Source organism: Pararhizobium sp. P1_E7 (assembly GCF_056405855.1).
The window spans coordinates 24,725-38,649 of record NZ_JBFUBH010000025.1 but is presented as its reverse complement, the minus strand read 5'-3'; the positions used below and the strand labels follow the sequence as shown (position 1 = coordinate 38,649).

At 60.5% G+C, this 13,925-nt stretch carries 12 protein-coding genes; 6 read left to right on the top strand and 6 right to left on the bottom strand.

Annotation, left to right across the window (positions count from 1 at the left end):
• Positions 1–80: 80 nt before the first annotated feature.
• The 6 genes from scpB to repA form a co-directional block, all read right to left on the bottom strand.
• Positions 81–779 carry an SMC-Scp complex subunit ScpB gene (scpB, locus tag AC1D17_RS19675; protein WP_477567018.1) on the bottom strand — a complete coding sequence of 233 codons (699 nt, stop codon included), beginning with the start codon at positions 777–779 and terminating at the stop codon, positions 81–83.
• Between the two features lie 2 nt (positions 780–781).
• Positions 782–1,642: a DUF1403 family protein gene (locus AC1D17_RS19670; protein ID WP_477567031.1), complete on the bottom strand. Its 861-nt coding sequence runs from the start codon at positions 1,640–1,642 to the stop codon at positions 782–784.
• A 419-nt stretch (positions 1,643–2,061) separates the two neighbouring features.
• On the bottom strand, positions 2,062–4,572 hold the full coding sequence (locus AC1D17_RS19665; protein ID WP_477567017.1) for a DNA translocase FtsK: 2,511 nt from the start codon (positions 4,570–4,572) through the stop codon (positions 2,062–2,064).
• A gap of 77 nt (positions 4,573–4,649) precedes the next feature.
• The gene (gene repC / locus AC1D17_RS19660) at positions 4,650–5,960 is read right to left on the bottom strand and encodes a plasmid replication protein RepC (protein ID WP_477567016.1); all 1,311 of its coding nucleotides are present in this window, start codon (positions 5,958–5,960) and stop codon (positions 4,650–4,652) included.
• Between the two features lie 231 nt (positions 5,961–6,191).
• Positions 6,192–7,196, bottom strand: a complete 1,005-nt coding sequence (gene repB, locus AC1D17_RS19655) for a plasmid partitioning protein RepB (RefSeq protein ID WP_477567015.1) — start codon at positions 7,194–7,196, stop codon at positions 6,192–6,194.
• Between the two features lie 190 nt (positions 7,197–7,386).
• On the bottom strand, positions 7,387–8,613 hold the full coding sequence (gene repA / locus AC1D17_RS19650) for a plasmid partitioning protein RepA (protein ID WP_477567014.1): 1,227 nt from the start codon (positions 8,611–8,613) through the stop codon (positions 7,387–7,389).
• Between repA and AC1D17_RS19645 the strand changes: the two genes are divergently transcribed.
• The 6 genes from AC1D17_RS19645 (at position 8,600) to AC1D17_RS19620 (ending at position 13,822) form a co-directional block, all read left to right on the top strand.
• Entirely contained in the window at positions 8,600–8,830 is a 231-nt protein-coding gene (locus tag AC1D17_RS19645) for a hypothetical protein (RefSeq protein ID WP_477567013.1), read from the top strand. The genes repA and AC1D17_RS19645 overlap by 14 nt on opposite strands.
• A 358-nt stretch (positions 8,831–9,188) precedes the next feature.
• Positions 9,189–10,361, top strand: a complete 1,173-nt coding sequence (locus AC1D17_RS19640; RefSeq protein ID WP_477567012.1) for an ABC transporter substrate-binding protein — start codon at positions 9,189–9,191, stop codon at positions 10,359–10,361.
• Positions 10,362–10,491: 130 nt separating this feature from the next.
• Positions 10,492–11,355, top strand: coding sequence for a branched-chain amino acid ABC transporter permease (locus tag AC1D17_RS19635; protein ID WP_477567011.1), 864 nt, complete (start codon positions 10,492–10,494; stop codon positions 11,353–11,355).
• Between the two features lies 1 nt (position 11,356).
• Complete coding sequence (locus tag AC1D17_RS19630; protein ID WP_477567010.1) at positions 11,357–12,364, top strand: branched-chain amino acid ABC transporter permease; 1,008 nt, start codon at positions 11,357–11,359, stop codon at positions 12,362–12,364.
• Complete coding sequence (locus AC1D17_RS19625; protein ID WP_477567009.1) at positions 12,361–13,125, top strand: ABC transporter ATP-binding protein; 765 nt, start codon at positions 12,361–12,363, stop codon at positions 13,123–13,125. Before AC1D17_RS19630 ends, AC1D17_RS19625 begins: the two co-directional genes overlap by 4 nt.
• Complete coding sequence (locus AC1D17_RS19620) at positions 13,106–13,822, top strand: ABC transporter ATP-binding protein (RefSeq protein ID WP_477567008.1); 717 nt, start codon at positions 13,106–13,108, stop codon at positions 13,820–13,822. Before AC1D17_RS19625 ends, AC1D17_RS19620 begins: the two co-directional genes overlap by 20 nt.
• Positions 13,823–13,925: the final 103 nt, after the last annotated feature.

Here is a 13,925-nt window from a genome sequence, read left to right as displayed (position 1 = left end):
CGGGCACGCCCCGCTTTCGATCAGGCACTATTCCGACCGGATATCGATTGTGAACCGGTTTTGCTCCCGATTGGAAGAGCTCAATCGTCCTCATCGTCTTCGGCAGGCCCCGTTTCCATCCTGTCGGCATCATCAGCCAGCCTTTTGCGGTTGAGCAGGCCGCTGTCTTCCAGCAGTTCGATATCCGGCAGGTCTCGCAGGGTGTCGAAACCGAACGCCGATAGGAAAACGGGTGTCGTGACGTAGGTATAGGGTGCGCCCGGCGTCGGACTGCGAGGGCCTGAGGTTATGAGCTTGGCATCACGCAGGCCGGCAATGGTGTCGCGGCTGACTTCCTTGCCGAACATGGCCGACAGTTCACCGCGCGTCACCGGCTGGTAGTAGCCAATCGCGATCAGAACCGTCGCCTCCTGCTGGCTGAACTCAGCCATCGGCTGGGCTGCAGCCCCGGATGCGCGGATCGCCTGTGCATAGGCGGACTTTGTTCGATGCTGCCAACCACCCGCTACAGTCACCAGTTCAAACGGCCGCCCGCGCAGCTCCTCGCGAATGTCGTCAATGATCAGGTCGATATTGCAATCTTGCCCGACGACACGGGCAAGCGTTGCCCGATCGACAGGCGCCGCGGAGGCGAAGATCACTGCTTCGACCCGGTTCATCCACTCCCGCCAGCGCAGGTCCGGCGGCAGGGAGTCCAGTGCGCGGTCAAACAGCAGTTTATCCTCAGCCGCCGCTCTCTTTCCCCGCCCCCCGGCTTTCGCAACGTTCGATCCGGACATGATCACAAGCCGTAAATTCGGAAAGTGGGTCGCCCCGACAGCTCCCGCACGCCACCGAGCGTTTCGAGGCGCTCAAACAACCGCCGGCTGGCCCAACGGGAAAGGTTGCCGCCGGGTGCCGAAGCCGATAGCGCATCCTCGGACAGCAATTGCCGAATGACCGTCTCCGCGCCCTTGGTCCGAACCTTGGGTACCACCGTAATAAACTGCTCGGCCCGCCGGCCAATCTCGACCGACTGACGCAGCGCCTCACGCGCGCCCTGAACCATCGCCAGGCAGACCGACCGGGCAAACGCTTCATCATCCGGCCGCACGCGCCCCCTCCCCCCGGCCATCCGGAAGGCTGGATCGTAACGCTGTGCCATCAGCAGCGGAACTGGCCTTTGCCAGTTGAGTTTTTTTGCCAAAACCCAGTCCGCCAGCCACCAGGCCAGGATTTCCGCGTCCGGCCGAAGTCGGCAGACCGTCGTCACCAGTTCCGCCACGGCAACAGGTGCTGCACGCCCGTCCTGTACAAAATCGCCTGCAACCCGGGAAAAATCCGCCAGGGTGTCGTTCCATTTCAGCGCAATCAGGTCTGTGATGTCGCGCAGCGTTTTTACATCGAGCGCCGTGGTGTGGGCCGAGAGTTTCTTATAGGCCAGAAAAACGCTTCCGGCCGGCCCTGCATCGCCCCCCGGCGCACGCAGCAAGACGGCATCACGCAGCGCCGCTTCGTCTTCCGTGCGTCCCATCAGCCGCACCGCTGCAGCGGCACATTTCAGACCGAGGCGCTGCCGCCAAGAGCCGGACCAGATAGGCTCCGATCGCACCAGCTGATCCAGCGAACTGAGAGCCGCACCCGCCATGAAAGCCGCATCCACATCGCTCACTTCGCCGCGCGACTTGACCCATCCCGGGATAACGGACAGGTGAACTGATACGGGAAGCGTTGGGGCAGGTCTCGAATCCATGGAGACGATGGTATTCGAGAAGAGCGGTTTTAACCAGCTGAAATGGTAAAACTGCACAGGTTGCTCTCAGGAAATAACGACCGATAACCTTGGCTTATCGTTTGTTACATGTTCGCCCCGGACGATTGGCTGAAGCTTGTGGTCTGACCGGCTCAAACAACCTCCGCCGCGCCAGTGCATAAGTCCTTAAACCGGAACCGATCTTAAAAACCTTGCAGCAAATTTAAAGCGACCGCTGCGCATCATAGATTACAGGCAGACGTCCCCGAAACCGTCACTTCATGGGGTGGCGCCCGGCCCTGCCGCAACCGCGCAAGGCGCCATCCCGCTTATTCCTCGTCGCCGCTTGGCATTTCCACCACTTCGCGCCCGGCCGACAGAATCGTCCGCTTGCCGACATGATTTGCCGATCCGACCAGTCCTTCCCGCTCCATCCGCTCGACCAGGGACGCAGCGCGGTTATAACCGATCTGCAAGCGCCGCTGGATGTAGGACGTTGAGCATTTCTTGTCGCGCAGCACGACCTTGACCGCCTTGTCGTAGAGGTCGTTGCCGTCCTCTTCCGCCATCGCGCCCTTGTCGAAGACAGCGCTGTCTTCTTCGGCAGCCTCGTCGATTTCCTCGGCGTCCTCCGTCACCGTGCCCAGATATTCCGGACGCCCCTGCGTCTTCAGATGCGCGACAACCTTTTCGACCTCCTCGTCGGAGACAAACGGGCCGTGCACACGGGCGATCCGGCCGCCTCCCACCATGTGGAGCATATCCCCCTGCCCCAAAAGATGCTCGGCACCCTGCTCGCCCAGAATGGTACGGCTGTCGATCTTCGAGGTGACCTGGAACGAGATGCGGGTCGGGAAATTCGCCTTGATCGTGCCGGTGATGACATCGACCGACGGCCGCTGCGTCGCCATGATCAGGTGGATACCGGCGGCGCGCGCCATCTGGGCGAGCCGTTGGATCGCGCCTTCGATCTCCTTGCCTGCGACCATCATCAGATCGGCCATTTCATCGACGATGACGACGATGTAAGGCATCGGCGCGAGGTCCATTTCCTCCTGTTCGAAGATCGCCTCGCCGGTCGAGCGGTCAAATCCGGTCTGCACGCTGCACAGGATCGTTTCACCCTTTGACCGCGCCATTGCGGCACGTGAATTGTAACCGTCGATATTGCGCACGCCGAGCCGCGACATCTTGCGGTAACGGTCTTCCATTTCCCGCACGGCCCACTTCAGCGCCATCACCGCCTTCTTCGGGTCAGTGACGACCGGGGTCAGGAGATGCGGAATGCCGTCATAGACAGAGAGCTCCAGCATCTTCGGATCGACCATGATCAAGCGGCATTCCTCCGGCTTCAGCCGGTAGAGCAAGGACAGGATCATCGTGTTGATCGCTACCGATTTGCCCGAACCGGTCGTGCCGGCGACCAGAAGATGCGGCATCTTGGCGAGTTCGGCGACGACCGGTTCGCCGCCGATGGTCTTGCCAAGGCATAGCGCCAGCTTGAAGCGGGTTTCCCCGTAGTTTTCCGACTCAATCAGTTCGCGGAAATACACCGTTTCGCGCACGGGGTTCGGCAGTTCAATGCCGATGACATTGCGGCCGGGCACGACGGCGACACGGGCCGACAAAGCCGACATCGAACGGGCGATATCGTCGGCAAGGCCGATCACGCGCGACGATTTCACGCCGGGCGCCGGTTCGAATTCGTAAAGCGTGACCACGGGGCCCGGGCGGACATCGATGATCTCGCCGCGAACGCCAAAATCCTCAAGCACGCTTTCCAGCAAGCCGGCGCTCTGTTCCAGAGCCTCCTGGGTGATAACCGCGGCCTCCTGAACGGGCGGCTCCTGCAGGAGTGTCACCGGCGGAAAGACATACTCGCCGCCTGCGTCCGCCGTCATTTCCGGGATGGCCACGAACGTATCCGGCCGAACGGCGCGGATCGGTCTCACAGCAGCCGTCTGTGGCTTTGCGGCACGCACCGGTTCAACCGGGCTCGCAACCTCGCAGACAACCGGCTGGCTTTCTTCCACGATCGGCTGCGGCGCCTTCTTGACCGGTGGGGGCTGACTGACGACAGGCGCTGCGACCGACCGATTGGCTGGCTTTATCCCGATTTCCCGATACAGCGCCGTCACCGAACCGGAAGGCGAATGAACCTCGGGAGGCTGCCAGCGCACGACCGGCGCCAGCGCACCGATATCCGCTTCCATATCCATGGTGTTCCAGAACACTTCGTCGGACACGTACAGGAAGGAATTGGCCTGTTTGATCATCGTTTCCGGCCTGTCTGCGGGCACGGTCTCCTCCTGGGCCGGAAAACAGGCAAGATCGATTTCCGCAGCGTCGGCGTATTCCTCCGCAGAGGGGGTGCTCAACGATGTTTCCATCTCTTGCCGCAGGCGGAGCGAAAGCAACTGAATGCCGGATATAACCGGCGCTTCCTCAGCCACAGGCTCGACAACCGGCAAGTGTTCCGCAGTCACAACGGGGGTTTCCGGAACGCTGGCAACCGTCTGTGCAGCGGGGCTCGGCTCTTCCGGTTCCTTGCGTGCATCGCCGGCCGGCCGCTTCGAATAGACGCTTTCCGGCGTTCGGGTAAAGCGGACGTTCGGACCAAGCACAAACGCGCTCTGCCAGACCGGCGCATCCCCTCGCCCTTCGATTTCAGCCATCGCGTCGGTATCGACCTCATAGGGGCTTTCGTCGCTTTTCACATCGACGGGAGCGCCATAGATCCGGCGCTGCAACTCCGTTTTTCCCTGATGGTTTTCCGGGTCTGCGGGCTGATCTCCCGTGTTATCGAAGCTGTTCGAAAAATTGGTTCGGGAAAGACGCATAAGGACCTGCTCACTCAAAATTCACGGGCAATGGGCACACCCCTTTTCAATAGAAAATAAAGGTTAATCAGCCCTTTCTAGCCGGCCTGTCTCAGAGAATTTCCATTCGCCCTCGCAAGCGACATCAGCATCGGGCCGATGGCAAATTCGCCCTTTTCCGCCCGCCGGGTCAGGTCTCGCAGGTAGCCGCCGGCGGAATTGATGTGGCCTGCCCGCTCCAGAATGCAGGCAATCACGGTCGCTGCATTTTCCGGCCCGAGTATCTCGCACGCCTGCTGGTAGGCATCCGGGCTCACCCCAAGCATCGACCGCACAACGACCGCCGCCGCCATCAGGTCACGCCAGCTGGAAATTGCCCCTCCGGATCCATAGGGGATGATTTCCGGGCAGGCCTGAAGCACCAGAGCCAGCGGGAAAGCCTTCACCTTGCCAGTCACCGCCGAATGAGTTTGTCCGCCCTCACCTTTTTGCCCCACGGCGCTGCCTGGGCCGCGTTCGCGATTCTGGCTTTGTCTCACGATCGGCGGTTCCAGCGTTATTTTATCGGGTTCTGAATTTTCACCCTGCTTCTGTTCGAAGCAAGGTTCAGATTCAGATGAAGAGTCGGGATTTGAATTCTGTATGTGCCGATCATTTTGGAAGGGATTGCCGCTTGTATTCTTGGTTTTAAGCTGCATTTCCAACTGGTTGACGATCTCTTCGCGCAACATTTCCATTTCGTCGAGCGCCGCCGCCACTTCGATCGCCGTTGGTGCGCGCGGAATTGCCGTTACAAGGGCCCTGAAATGGATCGTGACCATCTCCCAGTTACCACTTGCGCCCTCCTCCACCGCAGCCTCGATCAGTTTGGAGACGTCGCGGCGGCAAAGCGTCAGCCGTTCGCGCAAACGCCGCAAGTGCAGGCGCTCTGCGATCACCTGGGCTGCCAACTGCTCTATCTCGCCGGCACGGGCAAGCAACGGCGCCAGAGAGAACCCGAATGCATCGTCAATCGCGCCTGTATTGTTCCTGCGCACATAGCGTTTGCCGTTCGGGCTGTCCTTGCGGACGATCAAGCCTGCTTGAACCAAGATAGCCAGGTGACGCCGGATCGTCTGCTCGGTCATGCCGTGGGATCGCAGCGAGAGCTGTGCGTTGGATGGGAACACGACAAGACCATTTGTCTCGGAGAGTTCATCTTTCGGATAAAAGCTGAGCAATGCGCTCATCACCGCCAGGGCGCGATCAGTTACGCCAATCAGCGGCCGCGCCTCGCACAGCGCCCGATAAAGCTTCCACTTGTCGATGCTCTTGCCGTCTTCGATATCCTTGGCCACAAGCTGGCTTGCCAACATGCCAAGCGTCATCGGCCGCCGCCCAAAGGGCGTCGTCACACTTCCACCTTCCATCGCCTTCGCCTTTCGCAAGGGCAAAGCTGTCAGGCTCGTCAAAATGACGTCGATCTCAATGAAGAGACTTGACTACGATTCCAGGAAGTGTGATTCTCTCAGTCGCCAAACAGTCGAGAAGGGCTTCCGGAATAGATTTCGGGGGCCTTTTTCTTTGCCTATTTTCTCTTGTGCCTATCCTTCGATAGCGGTTGATCTAAAGGCCACTGCCAACCAGTGACCCGGCATAAGCTACTGCCGGCCGCCCTGTTTCAGGCTTGCCGTAAATTCAGCGTAGAGATCATCCAGGCGGTCGGCGAGATACCCGCCGAACTGAGGAACCTGACGCTCGTCAAAAACGATCCGCGTCTGGAGATCGTCGCGCTCGATGCGTGCCGCCCTGCGTCCCTGCGGGCTTCTCCATTCCTGTGCCTTCGGCTTGCGTTTTGCAGGCTCCGCTCCCAGCATTTCAAAGACGCGGCTAAAGCGTGCATCGCTGTCTCCTGCGAGGAAATCGGCGCCGGTGATCAGCGCTTCAAGCATATGCTGTTTACGTTCTGCACGTTCCACCAATGCCGCCCAACGCGCCCGGCCGGCCTTTGGCGCCGGTCCGATGGCCTGGACGAGATACTCCGGAATGCTTCGGGCAATGGTGATATAGCGGCTGAGATCGCCCTTGTCGGTCGAAAGCGCCGCCATGATCGTCGTGCGATCATACCCGCCATCCTCAAGACGACGGGCAAACTGCGCCTTCTCGATATAGGAGAGATCCTGTCTATCGAGGTTCTCCTTCCCCTGGGCGATGACAAGTTCGTTGTCCGTCAGTGTCTGGACAATTGCCCGGACCGTCGTGCCAAGCAGTGCTGCCGCGCGAAGCCGCCTGCGGCCATAGGCCACCTGGAAACGGCCGGGCAATCCAGTTTGCGGACGCACCAGAATGGGAACCTGCTGGCCATTTTCACGCATGCTGGCGACCAGCGCCTCGAAATTCGGATCGACCGTAATGGAGATGCGGTCGCTCACGGACGAATGATCGATCTGGGCGGGATCGAGATCGACCACCGAGGAACCGGAGGCCAGTTGCTCCTGCAGCTTGGCGGCACTACGGGCGCCCTCAGTCATTTCCTGGAGCGACGCTCCCATCGCGGAAATAGCGCCGGTGCGGACACGGTCGGTATTTTTCTCCACGCCAGCGGTAGGCGCCGAGCCTTCCGGCCTTCGCATGAACAGGGTGTTGACAGTATCTTTTCGGCTCACAGCGGGCCACCTTCATCGTATCCAAAACAACGTGCGTTGGGAGCTCCCAACGATGATCGGCAGACGGAAAGACCCGCGCCCGGCATTGCCGTTGCAATTGCACGATACCGACCTCCGGCAATGGCCGGGGCGTGTCTGAGCCCTGTTGTTGGGAGTTCCCAACAGATTGCACTTGATGGGTGAGGGGACCTCATTTTGGTGTGCGCCCCCATGCCTGACGGACAAGAGATTCGATCTCGCCATTGACGGAATCGAGTGCCTCCATCGCCCGATCGTATGTCGAACGCGTCAGGTTTTCCCGGCCGATCTCGTAGAGCGTCTGCTTCGTCAAACCTGCGTCAGAGACAGCAGCCGACTTCACCATCGGATTGGTCATGACGTGATCGTCAAACAGGTTGCGCAGGAGGGCAGCGACTTTGGTCTGYGGTGCATCCTGCGGCTCGTAGCGCGTCAGCAGATAGCGGATGAAATCATACTTCAGTTCGCCGCCGGCTTCGCGAACGACAGCGAGCAGATCATGCGTCATCAGCAGAAACTGGCTCATCGACGCAACGTCGAGCATCTGGGGATGAACGGTCACCACCATCGATGTCGCGGCGCAGAGCCCGCTCAGCGTGAGATAACCGAGCTGCGGAGGGCAATCGATAACGACGACATCATAATTGTCGGCGACTTCATCGAGGGCGCGAGCCACACGCGTGAAGAAAATTCCGTCGGCATCCCGGGCGCCCGTCGTCAGCGCACGTGGCGTCGTGTGCTCGAACTCCATCAGTTCGAGATTGCCGGGAACCAGGTCGAGGCCGTCAAAATAGGTATTGCGGATAACGTCAGCCAGGGGACGCTTCTCTTCGTCATAACGGATCGCCGCGTAGAGCGTTTCGTTCGACTTCACGTCCGTTTCCGGCAATACGCCGAGCAGAGCCGAAAGGCTCGCCTGCGGATCGAGATCGACGGCAAGCACGCGGTAACCCTGCAGCGCCAGATACTGGGCGAGGTGAACCGAAGTGGTGGTCTTGCCGGATCCGCCCTTGAAGTTGGTTACGGCGATCACCTGCAGGTGGTCCCCAGCACCACGGCGCGGCACAAAATTATAGGCCTCGCGGCCGCGCACGGTTTGCGCCAGCTTCTCACGCAGTTCGTTTATCTGCCGCAACGTATAGAGACGGCGGCCGTTGCTTGTGAGGTCGGGCTGTGGTCCTTCGCCAGCGAGCGTCATCTTGCGCAGCGTTGAATCCGAAACGCCCATCAGCCGGCCAGCTTCACCGGAGGTGAACCGGCGCAGCGTTTTGTTGGCCGTTGGCGGGAACAGCGCTTCGCTGATAGCCTGGAGTTGCGAGCTGATGATTGCCGCATGATCTCCGATCGTCTCATCGACGGTCTTCCGCTCAATCTTGGTCGCTCGAATGGCATTGCTCACGTTCAAAACTTTCGTCACGGTAAAATGGCCCGACGGCCGATATAACCGTGACGATACGCAAAGGAACGATTCGCGCAAGAAGTTATTGGTTAACAGATGGTTACGCCGGCCGGGTGAGAAATTGATTCTGCGCCCACCCGGGATGCATTTCGCTTATGAATCCAAGACGTTCCCGACCCTGACGCTGCGCAGCGATGAAAAACTCCTGGCCGAATGATTCATGTGCGTAATTATGAAGTAGGCCGCAACCTGCCGAAAGAGGGGAGGGGGCTCGGACACGACTCACCCGCCCGGCAGCGCATTCTTCATAAAAACCATTGCAATGTCGCGCGCCATCCGGCCTCGCCACGCCTAGATCTGTCGATGATTGAATTTTCCATGGCGTCGGAAGCAAGCGGCACGGACAGCAGCCGCAAATGCGAAAATCACCTTCATCCATAATCATATGCTTATGATATCCCCCTTTATATTTCATTTTACATCACCATTCTGCGTGACAAACTAGGATTAGCTGTTCTGTCAGTCATCATGTGCCGGCTCTTCGGGAGCATGCCGGTCATTCAGGGAGGAAAATCATGAAACGGGCCATCATCGCCGCGTTCGCGGCCATTATCATGGGCAACGCTGCCTATGCCGACACGATCAAGATCGGCGTTGTCGGTCCATTCTCCGGCCCGTTTGCGCTGCAGGGAAAGAACTTCAAGGCCGGCATCGACGCCTATATGGCAATGAACGGGACAACGGTCGGCGACGACACCGTTGAGATAATCTACCGCGACCTTCCGGCCGCCGATCCGGCACAATCCAAGGCGTTGGCCCAGGAGTTGGTGGTCAAGGAAAAAGTGCAGTACCTTGCCGGCTTCTATTTCACCCCTGATGCAATGGCCGTGACACCGATCCTGAAGCAGGCGAACGTGCCGCTGATCGTCATGAACGCCGCCACCTCAGCGATCGTCACCAAAAGCCCGCTGGTCGTTCGCACGTCCTTCACCACCTGGCAGACTTCGACGCCGGTCGCCAAGGTCGCGCATGACGCAGGCGTTGCCAAAGTCATCTCGGTCGTCAGCGACTACGGTCCGGGCATCGACGCCGAGAACGCGTTCAAGGCCGGTTTCGAGAAACAGGGCGGGGCAGTCGTCGAGGCGATCCGCATGCCGCTTTCCACCAACGATTTCAGCCCGATCATGCAGCGCGTCAAGGATTCCGGGGCACAGGGCGTGTTCGCCTTCCTGCCGTCCGGTCCAACGACACTCGGCTTCGTCAAGGCCTACAATGAAAACGGGCTTAAAGCTGCCGGTGTCAAGTTCTTCGCGCCGGGCGATCTGACACAGGAATCCGATCTGCCGGCTCTTGGCGATGCGGCCCTCGGCATTCAGACGACGTTCCACTATGCGGTTTCCCACGATTCGCCGGAAAACAAGGCCTTTGTCGAAGCCGCCTCCAAGGCGATCGGCAATCCGGCCGAATTGTCCTTCCCTTCGGTCGGAGCCTTTGATGGCATGAAGGTCATCTACAAGATGATCGAGGCAACCGGCGGAGAACAGGACGCGCAAAAAGCGGTGGATGCCGTGAAGGGCCTGTCATGGGTCAGCCCGCGTGGTCCGGTTTCCATCGATCCGGAATCGCGCCACATCACGCAGAACATCTATCTGCGTGAAGTCACAAAGGCGGATGACGGCTCCTACTACAACAAGGAAATCCAGACATTCGAGAAACAGGGCGATCCGGGGCTGGCGGCCGCCAAGTAAACAGCCCGACGGCAATCGTGTCGGCGGCGCGGCGAGACATCCCGCAACGCCGATACCTTTCCCTGATTTGTGACGCGGGGGAGGGGAGGGCCTTCTCCTGTTCCGCAAACAACCAAGTGGAAATCGCGTGATGCAGACATTCTTCAGCATAGCCATCGACGCTATTGCCTACGGCATGGTGCTCTTCGTCATTTCGATCGGCCTTTCGATCACCATGGGCCTGATGCGCGTCGTCAATCTCGCCCATGGTGCCTTCGCCATGATCGGCGGCTACATCGCCTCTTATGCCGCGCAGGACCTCGGGCTCGGTTACGCCGCAGCCGTGCTGCTTGCCGTTTTCGGGACCGTCGTCATTTCCATCCCCGTCGAGCGGCTGCTCTATCGGCGGATCTACGGCGCGCCGGAACTGACGCAGGTGCTGATGACCATTGGCATCACCTTCTGTATCATCGGCATCGCCAACTATGTCTTTGGCCCGACGCTGAAGACGATCCCGTTGCCGCCCGCTCTGCAAGGGTCGGCCGATCTCGGATTCCGCTCTATCGCGGTGCACCGCCTTTTTGCCATCGTCTGCGGCCTGGCGGTCGCGGGTGCTCTCTGGTACGCCATCGAAAAGACGGCTTTCGGCGTGAAGTTGCGCGCCTCCGTCGACAATGCGTCGATGGCCGCCGCCCTCGGTGTGCGGACCGAAATCATCTATGCGGCGAGTTTTGCGGTCGCGGTTGGTCTTGCCGCTTTTGGCGGCGTGCTCGGTGCGGAGCTTCTGCCGGTCGAACCATACTATGCCTTGCGCTACATGGTCACCTTCCTGGTCGTCGTCTCCGTCGGCGGCGCGGGCTCCATCCCCGGAGCGCTGCTCGCCTGCCTCGTGCTCGGCGGCATCGATACGACCGGCCGCTACCTCATGCCGGAATTCGGCGAATTCTTCTTCTACCTCGCGGTCATCGCCATCATCTGTATTTTCCCGCGTGGCCTTGCCGGACGGGTACGCTAGGATGACGCTCATCATGAACACCGAAACGGTCGCAACGACCGCCCGACCAAACCGCACCATGGGCCGCGACCTGATTGGCATCGGTGCGATCATTGCCGCCGCCGCCCTCGGTTATCTCCTGTTTCCCGACAATCTGGCGCTCCTGACCCGGATCATCGCCATCGCGCTGCTTGTCCTGTCGCTTGATCTCGTCACCGGTTACTGCGGCGTGGCAACACTCGGCCACGCAGCCCTGTTCGGATCCGGCGCCTATGCCGCCGGGATTRCTGCCGCGCATTACGGCATCACCGATCCGCTGTTGATGACGCTTGCCGGTGTTCTTTGCGGCGCGATTGCCGGTCTGGTCTGCGGCTTAATCATCCTGCGGGCACACGGATTGCCCCAGCTCGTCCTGTCGATTTCGCTGATCTACCTCTTCCATGAATTTGCCAACAAGGCCTCGTCATGGACCGGTGGCAGCGACGGCCTGTCGGGGATTTCACCCGATCCGCTGTTCGGCAGGTTCGAGTTCGACCTTTGGGGCCAGACCGCCTATGTCTTCGGCGTCGTCCTGTTGCTTGCGGTTTTCATCCTGTTGCGTTTCCTGGTGCGCTCGCCATTCGGCATGCTCTGCCGTGGCATCAAGGAGGATCCGCTGCGCATCATGGCCATGGGCGCATCGCCGAAAATCGCCTTGATCAAGATGTACGTCATTTCCGGCGCAGTTGCCGGCGCCGGCGGAGCTCTGAATGCGATTTCGACGCAGGTCGTCGGTCTCGACAGCCTGTCTTTCACCCAATCGGCCGAATCCCTGGTGATGCTGGTTCTCGGCGGTACCGGATCGCTGTTCGGCGCGCTGACGGGTACCGTCGTCTTCATGCTGTTCGAGGATTACGTTTCGGCCGCCAATCCCTTCCACTGGCTGACGATGGTCGGCGCTCTTTTGATCGCAGTCGTCCTGTTCGCGCCGAAGGGGCTCTACGGCACCGCTGCAGCTTTCGTCACCGGCCGCTTGGAGAAACGGACATGAGCGCAGTCTTTGACGTTCTCAATCTGAAAAAAGCCTTCAGCGGGCTGACGGTCACCAACGACGTCTCCCTGTCGATGGCGCCGGGTGACCGGGTTGCGCTGATCGGGCCGAACGGCGCCGGCAAGACCACCTTCGTCAATCTCGTCACCGGCAATCTTCGCCCGGATTCGGGCGAGGTCCGTCTTAACGGTGAAACCGTCACGAAAATCGACGCCATCGGCCGCGTCCGGCGCGGGCTGGTCCGCTCCTTTCAGGTGACACGGCTGTTTCAGGAGATGACCCCGGCCGAACATGTTGCGCTTGCAATCCTGCAGCGGGACGGGCGCGCCGGAGCGATGTTCGGCAACTTCCTGTCCATGCCTGATGTCATGGACGAGGCCGGCGTGCTCCTGGCCAAGCTCGGCTTGCGCGACCTCATGCACCGCAAGGTGAGCGAAATCGCCTATGGCCAGCAGCGCCTGCTCGAAATCGCCATGGCCCTGGCTCTCAAGCCGAAAGTGCTGTTGCTCGACGAGCCCGCCGCCGGTGTGCCGCAGAGCGATACCGGCCGCATCGAACAGGCCCTTGCCGACCTGCCGGCCGACCTTGCCGTGCTGATGATCGAGCATGACATGGATCTGGTCTTCCGTTTTGCCAAGCGGGTCATCGTTCTGGCCGCCGGCACCATCATCTTCGACGGCTCGCCCGCCGACGTCACCAAGGATGCCGCCGTGCGCGAGGCCTATCTCGGGAGCTATGCCAATGCCAGCCACGCCGCTTGAAGTCGAAAACCTGTCGGCCGGTTACGGTCCCACACGGGTTCTGGAAAGCGTCTCCTTCTCGGTTGCCGCTGGTCAACGTCTGGCCGTGCTCGGCCGCAACGGCATGGGCAAGACGACCCTGCTTGCAACGCTGGCCGGCCAGACAAAACGGTACGACGGACGCATCCGCATCGGCGAAACCGACGTCACCGGTATTTCCAGCGCGCTGCGCGCCCGCACGGGGCTCGGCTACGTGCCGCAGACGCGGTGCATCTTTCCGACGCTGACGGTCGAGGAGAACCTGTTCGTTGGCCTCAAGGGCCGGCCGAAGAGCGACCTCCAGGAGGCCTACGTCATGTTTCCCCGTCTTTTCGAGCGCAAGGGAAACCTGGGGTCGCAGCTTTCCGGCGGCGAGCAGCAGATGCTGTCGACGGCACGAACCATTCTTGGCCGCCCTACGGTCCTGCTGCTCGATGAACCGCTCGAAGGTCTGGCGCCAGTCATCTGCGAAGAGTTGATGAAAGCGTTTTCCGAACTTGCCAGCACAGGCAACATGACCATCGTGCTGGTCGAGCAGCGCATCCAGAGCGCCCTCGACTTTGCCGATCAGGTCGTCGTGCTCGAGCGGGGCAGGGTGGCCTGGAGCGGCACGCCGCAGGCGCTGGCTGCCGATCACACCGCGGTGGATCGCCTGCTCGGCGTTGGCGGGCTGCACTGACCAGGTAGCCGGGAGCATCCACCCGAACACGCTCTGAAGCTTAACCCAAAAAGCCATGCAACTATATTTTGATCCCGAGGGAACAATCCGTTCCCTCGGGCAT